Here is a 19,516-nt window from a genome sequence, read left to right on the forward strand (position 1 = left end):
GTTCTCCCCGAAATAGCTTTAGGGCTAGCCTCAGGTAGTAGCCGCTGGAGGTAGAGCACTGATTGGGCTAGGGGCGCAAAAACGTTACCGAACCCTATCAAACTCCGAATGCTGGCGGCGAGAGCCTGGGAGTCAGACCACGAGCGATAAGGTCCGTGGTCGAGAGGGGAACAGCCCAGACCGTCTGCTAAGGTCCCAAAGGTGTGGCTAAGTGTGAGAAGGATGTTCAGTCGCGAAGACAACCAGGAGGTTGGCTTAGAAGCAGCCATTCCTTTAAAGAGTGCGTAACAGCTCACTGGTCGAGCGGCTGGGCGCCGAAAATACTCGGGGCTTCAAGCCACACACCGAAGCAGCGGGTTTATAGTAGCGGAGAGCTACTATAAGCGGTAGGGGAGCGTTCTGCGCCAGGGCGAAGCCCAGGGCGAAAGCCAGGGTGGACGAGGCAGAAGTGAGAATGCCGGAATAAGTAGCGCGAGGCAGGTGAGAAGCCTGCCCGTCGGAAGCCCAAGGTTTTCTGGGGAAGGCAAATCCGCCCAGAGTTAGCCGGGACCTAAGGCGAGGCCGGAAGGCGTAGCTGATGGGCATCAGGTTGATAATCCTGAGCCACCTGCCGGAGGATAACCTACGGGGCGGGACGCAGGAGGAGCAGGCAACCGGGGCGTTGGTAGACCCCGGCCAAGCGGCGAGCGGGGGTGTGCAGGCAAATCCGCACACCCATACAACCGTGAGCCGTGATGGGGAGCCGAAATATAAGTAGGCGAAGTGCCGCGCTTCACACTGCCAAGAAAAGCGTCGCGTAGGCGAAGGCAGGTGCCCGTACTGGAAACCGACACAGGTGGGCAAGGAGAGAATCCACAGACGGACGGGTTAAGCACCGCTAAGGAACTCGGCAAACTGACCCCGTAACTTCGGGAGAAGGGGTGCCCTGCAGGGAGAGTGCAGGGTCGCAGGGAATAGGCCCAAGCGACTGTTTATCAAAAACACAGGTCTCTGCTAAGCCGAAAGGCGAGGTATAGGGGCCGACGCCTGCCCGGTGCTGGAAGGTTAAGGGGAGGGGTTAAAAGCTCCGAACCGAAGCCCCAGTGAACGGCGGCCGTAACTATAACGGTCCTAAGGTAGCGAAATTCCTTGTCGGGTAAGTTCCGACCCGCACGAAAGGCGTAACGACTTGGGCGCTGTCTTGGCGGTGTGCCCGGCGAAATTGTGGTACCAGTGAAGACGCTGGTTACCCGCGGTTGGACAGAAAGACCCCGTGGAGCTTTACTGCAGCCTGGCACTGTGTTTTGGTGTGCTCTGTACAGGATAGGTGGGAGGCTGAGAAGGGGAGGCGCCAGCTTCCCTGGAGCCGGCGGTGGGATACCACCCTGGGTGCACTGGGGCACTAACCAGACACTCTGAACCGAGTGATGGGACACTGCCAGGTGGGCAGTTTGACTGGGGCGGTCGCCTCCTAAAAGGTAACGGAGGCGCCCAAAGGTCACCTCAGCACGGATGGAAATCGTGCGGTAGGAGTGCAAAGGCGGTAAGGTGGCTTGACTGTGAGAGAGACATCTCGAGCAGGGACGAAAGTCGGGCTTAGTGATCCGGCGGTGATCAAGTGGGAGAGCCGTCGCTCAACGGATAAAAGTTACCCCGGGGATAACAGGCTGATCTCCCCCGAGAGTCCACATCGACGGGGAGGTTTGGCACCTCGATGTCGGCTCATCGCATCCTGGGGCTGAAGTAGGTCCCAAGGGTTGGGCTGTTCGCCCATTAAAGCGGTACGTGAGCTGGGTTCAGAACGTCGTGAGACAGTTCGGTCCTTATCCGCCGCGGGCGCAGGGTATTTGAGGGGAGCTGACCTTAGTACGAGAGGACCGGGTTGGACGGACCGCTGGTTTACCAGTTGTTCCGCCAGGGGCACGGCTGGGAAGCCAAGTCCGGAAGGGATAAACGCTGAAAGCATCTAAGCGTGAAGCCCACCCCAAGATGAGATACCCCACACCGAAAGGTGGTAAGGGTCCTGGTAGACTACCAGGTAGATAGGCCGCATGTGTAAGCGCAGTAATGCGTTGAGCAAGGCGGTACTAATGACCCGAGGAGCTTGACCGCGAAAAAAGCCTTACCCTATTCACTTGCGAGGCTGCTTTATTTGAGATAGCCTGACAAGAGAAGAGTAAATATAGGTAACAAATCCGGTGGCGAAAGAGCGAGGGTAACACCCGTTCCCATTCCGAACACGGAAGTTAAGCCTCGCAACGCCGATGATACTGTGCTGGAGACGGCACGGGAAAGTAGGTGGCTGCCGGATTTTTTATTTTTACCTCTGAGTGTTAAATTTTTAACAAAGATTTATATTCATAACTTACTTTTTGTCTTTTGAAATACTTATTAAATGCCGACCACCAAAAATTTATTTAAAATAAAATTATTACCATATTCAAATTTCTTTTCTATTACGCTCCATTCATCTGGCAAAAGTATAGCTTGCTTTTTGGGAAGCCTTCTCAAGATGTATTTTCCTTTCGCAGCAAAATCTTTTTTATGTAATCATACCTTATTATAATTTTACAGTAAATGGCTGGAAGTTACTTTTTAAATATGTTTTGGGAATGTTACCGAAATAATTTTAAAATATTTTTTAGCATAAAATGTTTACTCAATATTGTTTTTGGGTAAAAGAAAAATAGAAATTTGAATCTAATGGAGGAAGGAGAAAGAAGATGCCAAGTTTTGCAAATCCATTTCAGGGAAATGTTAATCGCAAAATTACCAAAGAGGAGCTTATTCAGGCTATTCGTCTGGACATAGCATCAGAGCTTGAAGCAATATTTATTTACGACGCACATGTTATGGCAACTGATGACCCTATTGCCAGAAAAGTAATAGCTGATATTAGAGATGAGGAAAAAGCTCACGTGGGCGAGCTGATGACTCTTCTTAGAATTTTAGACCCCAAAGAGGCAGAACACTTTTTAGAAGGTGAGAAAGAAGTTAGAGAGATGATAAAGCAACTTGGTCTTGATGCGAACAAATCTTTAGAAAATATGGATTTTACTGTTGGTAGTTTAATAGAAGATAAGAAAGGAGAATAATTAATTATGGATTTTTTACAAAGGGAAAATTCGCCATTGACTGAGAAGCAATGGCAACAAATAGACTTAACAGTCATTGAAACGGCAAAAAAGGTTTTGGTAGGTAGAAGGTTTTTGAGCATATTTGGACCATTAGGAGCACAGACTCAGACAATTGCAGCAGATATTTATGAAATTGCAGATACTCTTGAACCAAAGAGAAAGTATCTTCCTTTAAAGATGTTGTATGAAGATTTTGAGCTTTTGTGGAATGATTTGGAATATTCTAAAAAGAATTTACTACCACTTGATATGTCTAAAGTGAGTTATGCGGCTCAAAACTGCGCTAAAAAAGAAGATGAGCTGATTTTTTGGGGATGCAATGAGCTTGGATTGGAAGGTATTATGACTGCAAAAGGTGTAAACAGATTGCAAAAGTCAGATTGGAAGACAGGTGAAAATGCTTACGTTGATGTTGCTAAGGGAGTAGAAATGCTTTTGCAAAAGGGATATGTGGGAAGCTTTGTACTTGTAATGAGCCCTGATTTGTTTGTTCAACTTCAGCGAATTCAGCCATCAACCGGTATGCTTGAGTATGAAAGGATAAGAAAATTTTTGGATGGAAATGTATATAAAACGCCTGTTCTGGGCAATGACAGAGCAGTTTTGCTCTCTTCGGATCCTTCAAGTATTGATTTGGTTATTGGTCAGGATATGATAACGGCATATGCAGGAAACAATAAGCTTGACCATGAGTTTAGAATATTTGAAACAGTTGTTTTGAGGATAAAAAGGAAAGATTCTATAGTAATTTTTGAGTGATAAATCTGGAAAAAATATTTAAATAAAAAATAAGGGGTGATTTACAATGGCGGTTAAAAATGAAATGACAGCAGGCTTTCTGAGAGCTGCATATGGTGGTGAGAGTATGGCTCACATGCGTTATATTCTCTGGGGCGAAATTGCTCAGAAGGAAGGTTTCCCGAATATTGCAAGACTGTTTAAAGCAATTTCATATGCAGAACAGGTCCATGCAAATAACCACTTTAGAGTATTGGGCGAGAGAAAAGGCGGCCATGCAGTTTCAGCCGATGCAATCTTTGGAGTAGGCAATACAGTAGAGAATTTGCAGGGTGCAATTGATGGCGAGCTTTTTGAAGTCAACCAGATGTATGATGTGTACCTCAATGCAGCAAAGTATCAGAATGAAAAAGATGCAGAAAGAAGTTTTCACTTTGCCATTGAGGCTGAGAAGATTCATGCACAGCTTTTCAAAAAAGCTCAGGATGCTGCAAAAGAAGGCAAGGATATTGAACTTAAAAGTGTTTATATTTGTCCTGTTTGCGGGCATACTGTTTTAGACCAAGCGCCTGAGTATTGCCCAATCTGCGGGACAAAGAGAGAGATGTACAAAGAGTTTTGAAAAACTTTTCTATGGACTATCCATGCTGGGATAGTCCATTTTTATAAGAACAAATTGGTATTGACATTTTGTTTTTTTTTTTTTTAAAATTGTTACAGAAAATTTTATACATTTATACTTTAAAAGGGGGATGAGGAGTTAATATGAATACTATTCAAAAAGTAGCTCATCACGTTGTAAGTTCTATTGCCAATGATTTGCGTGAAAATACATTGACAAACATTGTATCAATTGCAGCAGGTGGAATAGGTGGAGGAGTGAAAGCGTACAGGGCTGCCACAAGTGGTTTTACAATGTTGGAAAGACAAGTTGCAAGTAAAACAGTAAGTGGAGTATTGAAAGGTATGGGTGAAGGATATTTTTTCGGGAAAGGTGCAGTAAGTGTTGTTGCAACTGTTACTAATAAAATAGCAAGTGTAGAAAAATGGTTTGATAATACCAAAATCGGAAAAGGCATTGATAATGCCATTACAAAAGCAGAACATTGTTTGCACAAACTTATTGGTGGAGGCACATATTAAACATAACAAATAAAGGCAGGGAATATTATGACTAACAATTTTAACACAAAAAGCTTTCTTTTTAAGGCATTCATTGTGTTTATTATTTTTATAACTATTATAATAGGTTTAGTTATCATACCTATTTTAGGAAGTTTAGTAAATATAGTTTTAAAAGCTTTAAAAATTGAATGGCTTTGGTCGGTAGCTGCTTTTGGATTGGCGGGTTATTATGTTTACAAATTTATATCAAAGAGAATAAATAACAGGAAACTAAGGAAAGAAGGGAAGCAAGATTGAAATTGTTGCAATTTATTCTTGTAATGGTTTAGACGAAAATTATCAACCAGTAAATATAAAAAAGGTATTCAGCGAAATAGATGAATTTATAATTGTGTGGTGTCAAGCTAAGAATATAAAAAAGGAAAGCCAAGTTTCAATGGAATGGTATAATCCCGAGGAAAAACTTGTATTTACAATAAACATTGATATAAAACCTACAAACCAAGAGCGTCCTTACAGATATTTTTGGAGTGTTATGAGGTATAATTTTATAAATACAATCAAAGGAAAAGTGTTTGGTACATGGAAAGTAAAAATAAAACCTTTTAATATTGAATATGAACTTGTAATAAAAGATTTAAAGAATTATAGCTTATTTAAAGAAGGCAAAACAATCAGTGGAATGTTTGATGAAACAATTTAAAATATTACATAAATATAGTACAAAAATTGATTATTTAAGAAGCACATAATAAAAACTAAAAAATCAGGGGCTGCTTATTCAAAATGAAGAGAAGCAGCCCATTTTCTACTAAAAGAGAAATTAATAATTATTTCAAAATCTCCTCAATCTCCCTCAGCTCCTGCTCAGAAAACTCAGTATTGGTGATGCATCCTGCGTTGTCTTCAATCTGTGAAACCTTGCTTGCGCCAACAATTACTGATGCTACAACTTTGTTGCGCAAAATCCACGAAAGTGCAAGCTGGGAGATTGTCTGCCCGCGACGTTTTGCAATCTCACATAGCTTTTTGACTTTTTCAATTCTCTCGGGTGTTATATCGCTTTCTTTTAAAAACACCCCTGATTTTTTAACTCTTGAATCTTCAGGGATTCCGTTTAAATATCTATCTGTCAGAAGACCCTGGGCAAGAGGCGAATATATCACAGCACCCATTCCAAGCTCTTCTAAAACATCAAAAAGACCATTTTCAACATCTCTTGCAAACATGTTGTATCGAACCTGATTTACTATGAGTTTTAATCCCATTTGTTTGGCAGCAGAATAAGCCATTTTGGTTTGTTCAGGATTGTAATTTGATATACCAGCGTACAGAGCTTTTCCGCTATGCACTGCCTGATACAGAGCCTCCATTGTCTCCTCAATTGGTGTTTCAGGGTCAGGTCTGTGGGAGTAGAAGATGTCAACATAGTCAAGGTTCATTCTTTTAAGGCTCTGATCTAAACTTGCAAGAAGATACTTTTTTGAGCCCCAGTCGCCATACGGACCATCCCACATCTTGTAGCCTGCTTTGGTAGAGATGATAATTTCATCTCTATATGGTTTTAAATCAAACTTCAGGATCCTACCAAAATTTTCCTCAGCAGCACCCGGAGGTGGTCCGTAGTTGTTTGCCAGATCAAAGTGAGTGATTCCAAGGTCAAAAGCCCTGGTCACAATCTCACGCATATTTTCAAAAGATTCACCAAAGCCAAAGTTGTGCCAGAAACCAAGTGAGATAGCAGGAAGTTTTAGCCCGCTTTTCCCACAGCGAATGTAGTTCATATTACTGTACCTGTTTGGGTCGGCAGTATACATATGTTTTCAATCTCCTTTTAAAAGTTTTAATAATTTGATTTTAGCTTGATGATATGAATATTTCAATATAGTTTTGGCCCTGCTTCTAAATTCTCAATTGCAATGAATATGAAAAAAAACTATAATATAGATAACAACACTTACAAAGGTTTTGAGGATGAATGGGGAATGGATGAGAGTATCAGGAAAGATGATAATTTAAAGCGAATAGAAGTTAAGATTGCGGGGATGAGTTATGTACTGAAGACTGACGAAGATGAAGAATACATAATGAAGATTGCAAACTTTATAAACAGGAAGATGTCCGAGGTTGTTGCAAATGAACCGCATCTTAGCACATCGCTTTCTGCTATGCTGACAGCATTCCTGATAACAGATGAGTATTTCAAGCACCTGCAGGAGTGTGAAGAGAAACTATCTAAGGATTCGGTGGATGTTGAAAAGTATGAATTTGAAATTGAACAGTACAGGGAAAAACTTAAAGATGCGGAAGAGAAAATAGCTCTTCAAACACAGCAAATTGAAAAGCTAAATGAAACTATTCAGAGCCTGAACCAGGAGCTTGAGAAGACAAAGCTTGAACTTGAAAAGACCAAAAAAGAGCTTGATGATTTTATAAATACCTTTGATGGTGACAGGTAAAATGAAGCTGCTTTTTATATTTTTGGACGGTGTTGGTAAAGGGGAAAAAACTGTGCATAACCCCTTTTTTTATTACCATCCTGAAGCATATGATGTATTTTTAAAAAAAGGGATTGTGAGATTTCTGGATGCCACACTGCAAACACCGGGTCTTCCGCAGAGTGCAACCGGTCAGGTTACAATTTACTCTGGGATAAATGCTGCAAAAGAGGTTGGATTTCACATAAACGGTCAGATTACACCAAGCCTCAAAAAGATTATCAGCAGAAAGAATATATTTAAAACCTTAAAACAGCACCGGTTTAAAGTTGACTTTGCAAATGTCTATAGAAACGAGTATTTGCAAAAGCTATTAAATGATAGCAATTTTAAAATGTCTGTTACAAGCTACATGGCTCTTGTCAGCGGGGTTAAATTTAAGACAGCAGAGGACCTTTTAAAAGGTGAAGGTGTGTATTTTGACATTACAAACCAGATCTTGATTGAGAGCGGCTATGATGTGCCTGTGTTTTCGCCGCAAAAGGCATCCGGGAATTTATTGAATATTTTAGCTAAAAATCACTTTGTGCTGTTTGAACATTTTAAAACAGACATTGTGGGGCACTCCTGCGACCTTGAAGAAGCAAAGAAGCTTTTAAAACTCCTGGATGAATTTATAATGCATACTCTCGAGAATCTTCCGGATGATGCATGTTTGATTGTGACATCCGACCATGGTAATATTGAAGATCTGTCTGTCAGAACTCATACTTTCAATCCTGTCCCGTTTCTGGCATATGGAAAAGGGCAGGAGATTTTTAATGATATGGATTCAATTGAGCAGGTATATAAATATATTTTAAAATATTTTGGGATTACAGAAGAGGGGTTAGAATAAAAGTGCCATGGGTAGGGTAGAGCTTTTATCACCGGCTGGTGGCTTTGAAGAGCTGATAGCGGCAATTCAGTCCGGGGCAGATGCTGTGTACATTGGTGCAAAGGAGTTTTCGGCACGTTCATATGCAAAGAACTTCTCAGAAGATGAACTGATCAGAGCTATAGATTACTGCCATGAAAGAGGAAAAAGGATTTACCTTGCCATAAATACATTGATTTACGATGAAGAAATAGAGAGGGCTTTGAGGCTTTTGGAACTTGCCTATAAAGAAGGAATTGATGCAGCAATTGTTCAGGACCTGGGTCTTGTTGATATAATCAAAAGAGAGTTTGCAGATTTGCCCATTCATGCAAGCACCCAGATGACAATCCACAGCACGCCCGGTGCAAATGTACTTTTTCAGCTTGGAGTAAAAAGGGTTGTTCTGGCAAGAGAACTTGGTATTGATGAGATAAAGAATATCAAAAAGGGATCTGGTATTGAGGTTGAAGTTTTTGTCCACGGTGCACTCTGTATTTCATACTCCGGGCAATGCCTTTTTTCAAGCATACTTTTCAAAAGAAGCGGTAACCGTGGACAGTGTGCTCAGCCATGCAGGCTTTATTATAAGCTTCTTGACAAAGACAAAAATGTGACAGATGAAAGTTATGTTTTGTCGCCAAAAGACATATGCCTTTTGGAATATGTTCCGGACCTGATTAGGGCAGGGGTTGACTCTTTCAAGATTGAAGGAAGGCTTAAGGATAAATATTATGTTCATACAGTCACTTCTATTTACAGAAAGTATATAGACATGTACTATGAAAAGGGTAGGATTGAAATCGACAGGGAAGACAAAAACAAACTCTTTCTTGTTTTCAACAGGGGGAATTTCAGCAGCGGGTATTTTGAAAATCCTTCCTATGAAAATCTCATTTTCAGGTTAGCACCCAACAACACAGGGCTTTTGATAGGCAGTTTTTATTTCAAAGATGGAAGGGTTTTTGTAAAAACCTCGTATGACTTTACAAATGGTGATATAATTGCATTTAGAAACCATAAATTTGAAGAGGTTTTGCTTGAGGTAAGTGGCAATGTGGCAAAGAAGAATGCCAGTATTTTCGAGGTGGATATTGACCCAAAGAGGAAAGAAGCGCTGAGGAATTTTTCACAGGGTAAAGTTTTCCTTGTAAAAAGCAAAAAGCTTGAAGATGAGATAGACCGGGTTTTAAAAAGAGAGAAAAAGTTCAGGCAGGTGGATTTTGAGGTTACAATAAAAAGAGGAGAAAGTATAAAAGCTGTTGCCAGGGCAGACCATTTTGAAGCCTTTGCAACAGGCCCTGTGCCACAGCAGGCACAGTCAAAGCCAACAACCTACAAAAATGTCCTGGATAGCTTTTCAAAGCTTGGTGGCACTGTTTTTGAGCCTGGCGAATTTAAAGCTGATATTGACCACAATCTATTTGTCAGGGTTTCTGATTTGAATCTCCTGCGAAAAGAAGTGATTGAGAAGCTGTCAGAAACAATTGTTTTGTCTTTTAAAAGAGATCTTCAAAAGCCTCTTGAAGTATTTTCTTATTCACCTGAAATACAAGCTTGTAAGAAAAAAACTCTGCCTGAAAAGTTTTCATTTGTGGTTGATTCGTATTTGCAGTACCGGAAGGTAAAGGAATTTTTGAATTTGCACAGAATTGAAAACTGCGACATATATATTCCATACACATTGATTTTTGAACATGAATTTTCAGAAGATGACATTGTGTACTTTGACAGAGTTACACACGACAGCGACCTTGAAAAAGTGGATGTTGAAGCTTTGAAAAAAAGAGGATTCAAAAGGGTTTTAATAAGAAACCTCGGGCAGTATCAGCTTTTGAAAGGTCATTTTGATCTGTACTTTGATTACAGCTTCAATGTTGTAAATTCTTTTGCAGTGAATTTTGCAAAGAATCTTGGTGCAAAGAGGATTTGCTTATCCTGCGAGCTTTCAAAAAAGCAGCTTGAAAGGATATGGGAAAGAAGTTCAGATGATCTTGAGATAGAAGTTATAGTTTTCTGGCGCATTCCGCTTATGATAAACAAACTCAAATTTTTTGAAAAAGGCTCATATTTGCAGGACAGAAAAGGCGAGCTTTTGAAGCTGATTTCTACCCAGACTTTGAAAAATGAGATTTTAAACCCGGCAATTTTGTACATTGATGACAAAGCTGTTCCTGCCGATGTTATAAGATTCGATTTTACAGGCTTTTGTGCAGATGAAATCACGGATGTGCTTGAAAATTACTTTGAGTCAAAGAGTGTAAATTTTAAATTTACAAAGGGGTACTATTGAAAGATGAAAGAGCTTGCTAAAAACAGGTTTGTTCTTGTGATGGCTTATATTGTCCTGTTTGCAGCCTTTGTGTTTTCATGTGCATACCTTATAAAAGCGTTTGAGCTTTTTATAAGATTTGTTTTAAAAGCATTTATACCTGTTTTGATTGGTCTTTTTATTGCAACAGTGTTCGAGCCGCTTTTGAGGTATCTTGAAAAAAAGAAGCTAAACCGAACAGTGGCTGCTATATTAATACTTGTTATTCTTAACATCCTTTTGGCATTTATGCTGGCAGAGGGGATATATATACTTGTCAATGAATGCATGAGTCTTATCTCCAGCCTGCAAAACATTGATTATGACAGGATTTATGAAACCTTGAATAAACTGTTTTCAAGTGTGAAGAATATATACACTGACCTGCCAGGACCAATTGTCAGCTTTATTCAATCGGGTGTTGGGGAACTTACCAATATCCTGAATCAGGTAGCAACATACAGTATAAAGGTAATAAAGGTAATTCCTGCAACATTAAAGGGAGTTACCATCTGGTTCTTCTCTGTGCTCTCGGGCTTTTTCTTTATGAGAGACAGGCACAGGATGCGAAACTGGCTTATACAAAACTTTTCAGCCCAGGTTTACAGAGAGATCTCAGGCATTGTTTTTAAAGTTATAGACTCTGTTGTTGACTATGCAAAGTCACAGATAATCCTGGCAATTTTGATGTTTCTGTCAGGGCTTATAGGTCTTTCTATAATAAAAGCACCTTACTTTCTGGTAATAAGCCTTCTTCTGGGTCTTTTGAGTATCATTCCAATTATAGGCTCGGGTATAATTCTTTTGCCATGGATAATAGGCAGTTTTATTGCCGGTAATACAGGCTTTGGCATAAAACTGCTTGTTGTGTATCTAATTATCCTGGCTCTTCGCGAGTTTGCGTCTATTAAGATTGTGGCATCACAGGTTGGTATTTCAACATTTACAACCCTTGTTTCTATCTATGCAGGTGTTGAAATTTTTGGTGCGTGGGGGTTTATAATCGGTCCGCTTCTGGTTGTATTTTTGAAGGCAATCTTTGAGACCGGGGCAATCAAGAAGATAAGGGAGAATCTGTTTTCACAAAAAAGGAGTGAACAAGCATAAAATGCCAAGGGTTACTGTGCATCAGGAGGATAATGTTTTGGAGATAGATGCAAAAGAAGGATCACTTCTTCTGGATGTTTTGCTTGAAAATTCGGTTTATATAGAAGCACCCTGTGGCAAGAAGGGTATTTGCGGAAAGTGCAGGGTGAGGGTAGAACAGGATAAAAAGCCATACCTTAAAAACATAACCCGGGAAGAGGAAAAGCTCCTGATGCGCTCTGATATAGAAAGTGGTATAAGGCTTTCGTGCAGGGTGCAGGTTTTTGAAGACCTTGATGTTTTCTTGAGCTATTCACAGCAAAGCTCCAGGATACTTTCCAATCTTTATATAAATAAATTTAAGGTTGATAGTGATATAATTATAAAGAAAGTGGTTCTGGAAAAACCGGCTCTGGATGACCAGAGAAGCTACTTTGCACGCCTTAAGTCATCAATTGGGATAGAAGATTTGAAGATATCGCATGATGTTTTAAAAAAGCTTGCAAATTTGAGAGATGAAGAGTTTTTCGCAGTAATTTATAACAATGAGGTTATGGACATAACAAAATCTGAAAACCTGTTTGGGCTTGCCATTGATATTGGAACCACCACAGTTGTGTGCTATCTTGTTGATTTAAAAAGTGGCATTGTGCTTGACTTTTATTCTTTTGTAAATCCGCAAAAGAAGTTTGGTGCAGATGTAATATCAAGGATTGAGTTTGCATCACAAGAGGATGGACTTTTTGCACTTCAAAGAAAGATTATCAAAGGGATAAACCAGGCAATAGAAGCTTTAACAGGCAGGCTTTCAATTTCTAAGGATGAGATTTACAAGGTTGTGGCAGTTGGGAACACCACAATGCTGCATCTGCTTCTTGGGGTTGAGCCAGTGTCTCTTGCAGTATCGCCTTTTGTCCCTGTGTTTGCTGAAAAGATGGAAGAAAAGGCAAAGCTGCTGGGCTTTAACACCAACAAAAACGCCATTTTGAAGCTGCCTGATTGCATCTCTGCTTATGTTGGTGCAGACATTGTTGCGGGGATACTTACAACAAATATGCACAGAAGTAGCAGGGTATCTCTTCTTTTGGACCTTGGCACAAATGGCGAGATGGTTCTGGGTAGCAAAGATTTTATGGTTGCATCTTCAGCCGCAGCAGGACCGGCTTTTGAAGGTGTGAATATAACCTGCGGAATGAATGCATCAACCGGTGCAATTGACAGTATCAGAATTGAGGATGGGAAGATTGAATTTACTACAATTGGTGGTGCGCCTCCAAAAGGGATCTGTGGGTCGGGGATAATTATGGCAGTGGCTTTCATGCTTGAAGAGGGTATCATAGATGAGACAGGAAGATTCTGTGAAGATGCCAGATTAAAATACAAAGACAATTTTGGGCAAATAAACGGGCAGATGGCGTTTTTTATAACAGATTCGGTTTACATCACACAGAAGGATATACGGGAGATTCAGCTTGCCAAGGCTGCAATAAGAGCTGGAATAGAGACAATGCTACAGAAAGCCAATGTTTGCCAGGAGGATATTGAAATGGTGTATTTATCGGGCGGATTTGGGAATTATATAAGTCCATGGGCAGCTGTGAGAATAGGTATGATCCCAGGAAAGCTAAAGGACAGGATAAAACCTGCCGGGAACACTGCCGGAAATGGTGCTATATTGCTACTTCTGAGCAAAAAGCTTGAAAGAGAACTTGAGAAGCTTAAGGAAAAGGTAAAATACATTGAGCTTTCAAGCTCGCCGGAGTTTAATCAGTTGTTTGTTGAAAATATGGTATTTGAGCAGGATTGAAGGGGAAGCAAAATGATAGAGGAGATTAAAATCAAAGATAGGGTAAAGCTGTGGATTTTCATTCTGATGATTGCCCTGTCGATATTTGCTTTGATATACGCTGAAAAGGAGCATACTTTAACTCCGAGGTATATAAAGCAGTATATATCACATTTTGGTATATGGTCGCCGGTGATGTTTTTGATTCTGTATTCTGTAAAGTCGTTTATTATCTTCATTCCTGCGGGCATATTTATGCTTGCAGCAGGTCTTTCGTTTGGAACCTTTTTTGGCGCGCTGATTTTGATTGTGGGTACACTGCTGTCATCTACCATTGGCTTTGTATTTGCAAGGTATTTTGGCAAAGACTATGTACAGAAGAAACTTCAAAACACAAAGTTTTCAAACTTGGGCAGCAGGATTGCGCAGAAAGGATTTTTGATAATTCTACTTTTGAGACTTGTTCCCATTTTACCCTATGATGCTATAAATTACATATGCGGGCTTTCCAGGATAAAATACAGAGATTTTATTCTTGCAACGCTCATTGGTACAATCCCTGCCTGCTTTTTGTATGCTTACCTCGGAGAGAATCTATTAAAGCCTTTTTCTAAGGGGTTTTATTTGTCCATTATTCTTGTAATTTTGATATCTCTTACACCGATGATTTTTGCAAAGAGTATAAAGGAATTTTTACAAGAGGATAAGGAAGATGAGCAAAAGAGTGAGAATAACAAAGAGGCGCAGGCATAAAATTTATACTGTTAGAGAAGCTGATTAAAAGGGAAGGTTTTAAAAGGGTTGAGCGTAAAAAAGAATAAAGTAAAATTTTAGTAATTCATTAAATCTTGCCAGCGAGGGAGATATTGATTATGGAAGATGTGAAAATGCTTATAGAAAGAGAGATTGATGCTTTAAAAGAAGATATTATTGCTTCAACCATCCGGCTAATTAAAGTAAGAAGTGTTGAGGATGAGCCTCAGGAAGGTATGCCATTTGGAAAAGGTGTAAATGATGCTCTGGTTTTTTGTGAAGAGCTTTGCAGAAAGCTTGGTTTTGAGACCAAAAACTTCGACGGGTATGCCCTTGAAGCAAGGTTTGGAAACCAGAATGAAGATGTGTGTGTCATAGGGCATCTGGACATTGTACCCGAAGGTGAAGGGTGGAGTGTGCCGCCATATGAAGGCGTTATCAAGGATGGGAAAATCTACGGGCGCGGTGCAATTGATGACAAAGGACCATCAATTGCTGCACTGTATGGTATGTACGTTGTAAAAAAGCTTGCTGAAGAGGGGAAAATCTCACTTGACAGAAGTTTGCGGTTTGTCTTTGGTACAAACGAAGAGAGCGGCTCTAAATGTTTGCAGTACTATTTCAAAAAAGCAAAATACCCTACCGTTGGGTTTACACCTGATGCTGATTTTCCGGTTATTCAGGGTGAAAAGGGCTTTCTGGTTTTTGAACTTTCGAAGAATGTATATGGCAATTTCTATCTTGAAGGTGGAGAAAGACTCAATATGGTCCCTGATAGCTGCATTTTCAGTGGCGATTTTGATCTTCAAAAGGCGAAGGAAATTATTTCAAAAAAGAATTTGGAAGCAAAGGCAGAGGTTTATGAGCAAGACGGCAGGGGTGTGATAAAAACAAAGGGTGTCTCTGCCCATGGTAGCCTGCCTTTCAAGGGTGAGAATGCGATATCGTATATGTTTGACATTCTGCAGGATCTTTATGAAAGAGAAGATGAGTTTAAAAGATTTATAGAATTTTATAACAAACACATTGGCTATGATATATTTGGCAAAGGGTTGAATATCGCTTTTGAAGACCAGAAATCAGGGAAGCTTGTTTTGAACGCCGGCATGGTAAAAAAATTTGATGATAAAGTGGTGCTGACAGTTAATATTCGCTATCCGGTTGAGACAGTTTATGAAGAAATTGAAAAAGAGATACTAAATGTGATAAAAGATTACGATGTTGATTACAAACTAATTACAGACATGCCACCGCTTTATTTTGAAGAAGACCACTTTTTGATAAAGACACTGCTTGATGTATATAAGGAATTTACAGGGGATGATGGCAGACCACTTGTAATAGGTGGCGGTACGTATGCGAGGTGGGCGAAAAATGTGGTGGCGTTTGGACCCAACATGCCGGGGGACGAAGAGGTTGCACACCAGAAAGATGAGTATATAGCTGTTGACAGACTCTTGATGTGTGCAAAGATTTATGCAAATGCAATCTACAGGTTGGCTAAAAAAGATTAAGCAAAGAAAGAAGAGAGGCATTTTTTGCAGGCTTTCTTCAAGAAAGCAGCTATTTTTAGCCTCTCTTTTTTTTATTTAAAAGAAAATATTGGATCTTTTACTAATAATAATGGGTATTTTCCATGACATTTATTATTATACGAATATTAAATCTTCTTTGACAGTGAAACAAAATTTTTCTTTTCTCGTTGTATTAAATATAATAAAATTTTAGGTGTGTGATGAAAAAATATAGTTCAAAAGAGAGGTACGCTTGCAGAAGATGGATGAAAAAGAATTGGTTGAAAAAGCCAAGAATGATAAGAAATATTTTGAAAAGCTGTATGAGATGTACTTTGATAAAATATACTCTTACATATACTACAAAACATTTAATCATCCAATAACAGAGGATCTGACCAGTGAGACATTTATGAAAGTTTTAAAATCGCTGAACAAATTTGAATACAGAGAAAACCACTCTTTCTCAGCATGGATATTCAAAATTGCTCAGAATGTGGTAAATGATTATTACAGATCTAAAAAGGAGTATGTAGATATAGAGAAAATAACAAACAATCTGAGCATTAAAACACCCGAGGATGAACTTTTTGAGAAAATGGACAGAGACAGTTTGAGAAAAGCACTGTCCAAACTTACAAAAGATCAGCAGGAGGTTGTAATATTGCGTTATGGTGCGAACATGAAACTGAACGAAATAGCAAAGATTAAAAACAAGTCAGATGTTGCGATAAGAGCTCTATTTTTCAGGGCTATCCATTCTTTAAAGGAAATGCTTTTAAAAGAGGTGCATGAAAGTGAATGATGAAAAGCTTGACAATTTGTTTGAAGAGGCGTTCAGGGTAGAGTACAGGAAGGAGTTCAAAGAAGAGCTTAAAAATGTACTTCTTGAAGAATATGATAAAAGGAAAAAAGGTAGATTTTTTATTCGATTTTCAACAGCAGCTGCTGCGTGCCTTGTGCTGGGTATTTTACTTTTTTTAAGCTTTAAGCTTAACATAAAAGGAAATTTTGAAGTGACAAACACGTCTTTTGTAAAAAACGAAATAGAACAGGCATTGAATTTAAACCCGGCAAAAGATATTGAAAAACATGAAGAAAATTTTGCAGAGTCAAACCAGAAGGAAGATCCAAAAGATAAATCAACTTTACAGGGAAACAAAACTTCAAACCAGAACATTGAAAAAGGTAGCATACCTGAAGCTTCACAGGAAAACAGCAGAAGTCTCAACCGGGAGGACAATCAAAAAAATTACCAGAAACAGCAAAACAAAAAACCATCTACAAATAATTCAAGCGCAGAATCAAAAAAGAAAGCATCATTGGCTGTGAAAAATCAGGCTGTTAAGAATAATAGTTCTAAGCTCAGAACAGAAAAGAGTACAAAGAGCAAAGCTGTGGAAAATGCAAACACCAAAGATAAAAATGGTGATGTTGAAAGCAGCAGTATTGCAAAAAATCCTAAAAATGCTGACAGAGTCAATATAACATCTGTGCATGAGAATAGCAAAGTAATCAAAGAGGAGCCTTACGAGAAAGTAAATCAGCAAAAAAGCAAAATGATCTTTTTTGCCAGTCAGGTGTCTTCTTCAGTGTATGCGCTGAAAGAAAAGGTTCTGGAGTTAACAGAAGAAGATATTGCAGAAAGTTTGAGCAATTCCGTCTTTGCCGAAAATTACCAGCAGAACTTTCAAGATACCACTCTGGGTTCGGTTTATATAAATATTTACAATGACTACTGTTATTTTGAAGTTGTAAATAGCCAGGATTTGAAAGTTTTAGATGATATTCAGCAGGATGTTGAAAACAGAGTTTATACAGAAACAGAAAACATTTTAAAAGGGCTTGGACTTGAGAATTACAGTATTTCAGTTGTAAAAGAAGATGATATATACAGGGTAAATATAATTTTCTCCTACTCTGGCTATGAAATATATGACAGTCAAAGTTATATTGAATTTGACAGGTTTGGGAAAGTGAAAAATGGCAAAGTATACCTTAAAGTGTTTTTGCCATTCAAAGAGGTTGAGATATTTGACATACAAACTGCTGCAGAAGAATTCAAAAGAAGGTATAAGTTGGAAGATATAGATATGTCAAAGCTAAAGCTTGTGTACAAAAAACAGGGTGATGTTTATTTGCCTGTTTATATTTACATTAATGAAAACAAAATATACTGGTTGGAAAAGTAGAATTTAAAATGATATAATAAAATATACAAAATGTTTTTTACGGAGGTTTTGGTTATGAACCTTGATTTAAAAGAGAAAGTTTCTGAAAATGGCATTGTAATTGAGCTAAAAGGTGAGCTTGACATATTTTCTTCACCCACTTTGAAAGACAAGCTTTATACATTGATAGATACATCCTCTTCAGATGTTATTGTTGATATGAACGATGTCACTTACATTGACTCAACAGGTTTGGGTGTGTTTGTAGGTGCCCTGAAGAAGTCAAAACAAAAAGGAACCAATATAGTACTCAAAAACCTGAAACCAAATGTGAAAAAGGTGTTTACAATAACAGGGCTTGATAAAGTATTCAGAATTGAATGAGGAGGATTTTGCCCAATATGGACCAGATTATGTTAACAATCCCGTCAAAAGCTGAATATATTATAGTGGTAAGGCTTACTTTGTCTGGGATTGCTGCCCGCTGTGGATTTGATTTTGAAACAATTGAAGATTTGAAGATGGCAATTTCAGAGGTGTTCAATCTATTCAATATTGAAAAGATATCGGGGCAGATTGATATAATGTTTAAAATCGCCAGAGAATACCTGGAAATTGAGATAGACATTTTGGCAGATGAGATAAACCAGAATGAACTTGCTGAGGTTATTTTAAAGACTCTTATAGATGATATAGAGTTTGAAAAACTTCAAGACAAATACATTGTAAGACTTAAAAAATATCATCGAGGGGTCTGATTTGATGGTTGATGAGAAAAAAACAGTTAATATTGATGATGCTGAAATAGATAGACTCTTTGAAGAGTACCGGAAGACAAAAGATATCAATCTCAGAAATGAGCTTGTAAACAGGCATTTGCATATAGCAGAAATTGTGGCTAAAAAGTTTGTAAACAGAGGTATAGAATATGATGATCTGTACCAGGTTGCATGTGTTGCTCTTATAAACGCCGTTGAGAGGTTTGAGCCCAACAAGGGGTATAAATTTTCAAGTTTCGCAACACCTACTATTATGGGTGAAATCAAGCGCTACTTTAGAGACAGAGCATCGCTTATCAGACTTCCGCGAAGGATTTATGAAACCTCGAGTAAGATAAAACTTGCAACCGAAGAGCTATCAACAAAACTAAAACGTCCACCAAAGATTGAAGAGATTGCAGAGCATCTTGGTATGAGTATTGAAGAGGTTTTAGAGATTATGGAGGCATCTTCCAATTACCTTCCTCAATCGCTTGACCAGACAATGTACGAGGATGAAGAAATGACGCTGGGAGATGTTCTTGGTAAAACTGATGAAAATCTTGTTCAGATTGAAAATATTGAAGCAATAAAAATGGCATTGGATAAACTGAATCCTTTGGAGAGGGAATTTGTTCAAAAACGCTTTTTTGAGGGCAAAACGCAGCGTGAGATTGCTGATGAGCTGAAGGTATCACAGATGTACATTTCAAGACTTGAAAAGAAGATTTTGAAAAAACTCAGGGATTTTATTGAGGGGGTAAAGATGTCCATTTGACAATCCAAGATTTTTGTGCTATACTA

The 19,516-nt window shown here is 39.0% G+C and carries 18 protein-coding genes and 2 rRNA genes (1 of these 20 cut by a window edge); 19 read left to right on the plus strand and 1 reads right to left on the minus strand.

Going from position 1 to position 19,516, the window contains the following annotated elements; genetic code table 11:
* The 7 genes from OTK00_RS01080 to OTK00_RS01110 form a co-directional block, all read left to right on the plus strand.
* Positions 1-2,091 (plus strand): 23S ribosomal RNA (locus tag OTK00_RS01080); it begins 873 nt to the left of the window's first position.
* Between the two features lie 82 nt (positions 2,092-2,173).
* Positions 2,174-2,290 (plus strand): 5S ribosomal RNA (rrf, locus tag OTK00_RS01085).
* A gap of 412 nt (positions 2,291-2,702) precedes the next feature.
* Positions 2,703-3,074, plus strand: a complete 372-nt coding sequence (locus OTK00_RS01090; RefSeq protein ID WP_045168443.1) for a ferritin family protein — start codon at positions 2,703-2,705, stop codon at positions 3,072-3,074.
* Positions 3,075-3,080: 6 nt separating this feature from the next.
* On the plus strand, positions 3,081-3,875 hold the full coding sequence (locus OTK00_RS01095) for a family 1 encapsulin nanocompartment shell protein (protein ID WP_045168442.1): 795 nt from the start codon (positions 3,081-3,083) through the stop codon (positions 3,873-3,875).
* A 46-nt stretch (positions 3,876-3,921) separates the two neighbouring features.
* On the plus strand, positions 3,922-4,476 hold the full coding sequence (locus OTK00_RS01100) for a rubrerythrin family protein (protein ID WP_045168441.1): 555 nt from the start codon (positions 3,922-3,924) through the stop codon (positions 4,474-4,476).
* A 143-nt stretch (positions 4,477-4,619) separates the two neighbouring features.
* Entirely contained in the window at positions 4,620-4,997 is a 378-nt protein-coding gene (locus OTK00_RS01105) for a hypothetical protein (protein ID WP_045168440.1), read from the plus strand.
* 418 nt (positions 4,998-5,415) lie between these two features.
* Positions 5,416-5,682, plus strand: a complete 267-nt coding sequence (locus tag OTK00_RS01110; protein ID WP_045168438.1) for a hypothetical protein — start codon at positions 5,416-5,418, stop codon at positions 5,680-5,682.
* 127 nt (positions 5,683-5,809) lie between these two features.
* Here OTK00_RS01110 and OTK00_RS01115 read toward each other — a convergent pair whose 3' ends face one another.
* The gene (locus OTK00_RS01115; RefSeq protein WP_045168437.1) at positions 5,810-6,796 is read right to left on the minus strand and encodes an aldo/keto reductase; all 987 of its coding nucleotides are present in this window, start codon (positions 6,794-6,796) and stop codon (positions 5,810-5,812) included.
* 102 nt (positions 6,797-6,898) lie between these two features.
* Between OTK00_RS01115 and zapA the strand changes: the two genes are divergently transcribed.
* From zapA to OTK00_RS01175, 12 genes are all read left to right on the plus strand, one after another.
* Complete coding sequence (gene zapA / locus OTK00_RS01120) at positions 6,899-7,438, plus strand: cell division protein ZapA (protein WP_268760807.1); 540 nt, start codon at positions 6,899-6,901, stop codon at positions 7,436-7,438.
* Positions 7,425-8,315 carry an alkaline phosphatase family protein gene (locus tag OTK00_RS01125; RefSeq protein WP_045168435.1) on the plus strand — a complete coding sequence of 297 codons (891 nt, stop codon included), beginning with the start codon at positions 7,425-7,427 and terminating at the stop codon, positions 8,313-8,315. The genes zapA and OTK00_RS01125 overlap by 14 nt, the downstream gene beginning before the upstream one ends.
* Before the next feature lie 7 nt (positions 8,316-8,322).
* Positions 8,323-10,626 (plus strand): U32 family peptidase, encoded by a 2,304-nt coding sequence (locus OTK00_RS01130; protein WP_045168434.1) that lies wholly within the window; start codon positions 8,323-8,325, stop codon positions 10,624-10,626.
* A gap of 3 nt (positions 10,627-10,629) precedes the next feature.
* A complete protein-coding gene (ytvI, locus tag OTK00_RS01135; protein ID WP_045168433.1) occupies positions 10,630-11,751 on the plus strand; it encodes a sporulation integral membrane protein YtvI in 1,122 nt (373 codons plus the stop codon).
* A 1-nt stretch (position 11,752) separates the two neighbouring features.
* Complete coding sequence (locus OTK00_RS01140) at positions 11,753-13,537, plus strand: ASKHA domain-containing protein (RefSeq protein WP_045168432.1); 1,785 nt, start codon at positions 11,753-11,755, stop codon at positions 13,535-13,537.
* A gap of 12 nt (positions 13,538-13,549) precedes the next feature.
* Positions 13,550-14,269 (plus strand): TVP38/TMEM64 family protein, encoded by a 720-nt coding sequence (locus OTK00_RS01145; RefSeq protein ID WP_045168431.1) that lies wholly within the window; start codon positions 13,550-13,552, stop codon positions 14,267-14,269.
* A 119-nt stretch (positions 14,270-14,388) separates the two neighbouring features.
* Positions 14,389-15,783, plus strand: coding sequence for a dipeptidase PepV (gene pepV, locus OTK00_RS01150; protein ID WP_045168430.1), 1,395 nt, complete (start codon positions 14,389-14,391; stop codon positions 15,781-15,783).
* A gap of 262 nt (positions 15,784-16,045) precedes the next feature.
* Positions 16,046-16,588 (plus strand): sigma-70 family RNA polymerase sigma factor, encoded by a 543-nt coding sequence (locus OTK00_RS01155; protein WP_045168429.1) that lies wholly within the window; start codon positions 16,046-16,048, stop codon positions 16,586-16,588.
* On the plus strand, positions 16,581-17,975 hold the full coding sequence (locus tag OTK00_RS01160) for a methionine aminopeptidase family protein (protein ID WP_045168428.1): 1,395 nt from the start codon (positions 16,581-16,583) through the stop codon (positions 17,973-17,975). Before OTK00_RS01155 ends, OTK00_RS01160 begins: the two co-directional genes overlap by 8 nt.
* Before the next feature lie 54 nt (positions 17,976-18,029).
* The gene (locus OTK00_RS01165; protein WP_045165469.1) at positions 18,030-18,338 is read left to right on the plus strand and encodes an STAS domain-containing protein; all 309 of its coding nucleotides are present in this window, start codon (positions 18,030-18,032) and stop codon (positions 18,336-18,338) included.
* Between the two features lie 17 nt (positions 18,339-18,355).
* The gene (locus OTK00_RS01170; protein WP_045168427.1) at positions 18,356-18,712 is read left to right on the plus strand and encodes an ATP-binding protein; all 357 of its coding nucleotides are present in this window, start codon (positions 18,356-18,358) and stop codon (positions 18,710-18,712) included.
* 4 nt (positions 18,713-18,716) lie between these two features.
* Positions 18,717-19,490 carry a SigB/SigF/SigG family RNA polymerase sigma factor gene (locus tag OTK00_RS01175; protein WP_045168426.1) on the plus strand — a complete coding sequence of 258 codons (774 nt, stop codon included), beginning with the start codon at positions 18,717-18,719 and terminating at the stop codon, positions 19,488-19,490.
* The last annotated feature ends 26 nt before the right edge of the window (positions 19,491-19,516 follow it).

It is taken from the genome of Caldicellulosiruptor morganii (assembly GCF_026810225.1).
Lineage (GTDB): Bacteria > Bacillota > Thermoanaerobacteria > Caldicellulosiruptorales > Caldicellulosiruptoraceae > Caldicellulosiruptor > Caldicellulosiruptor morganii.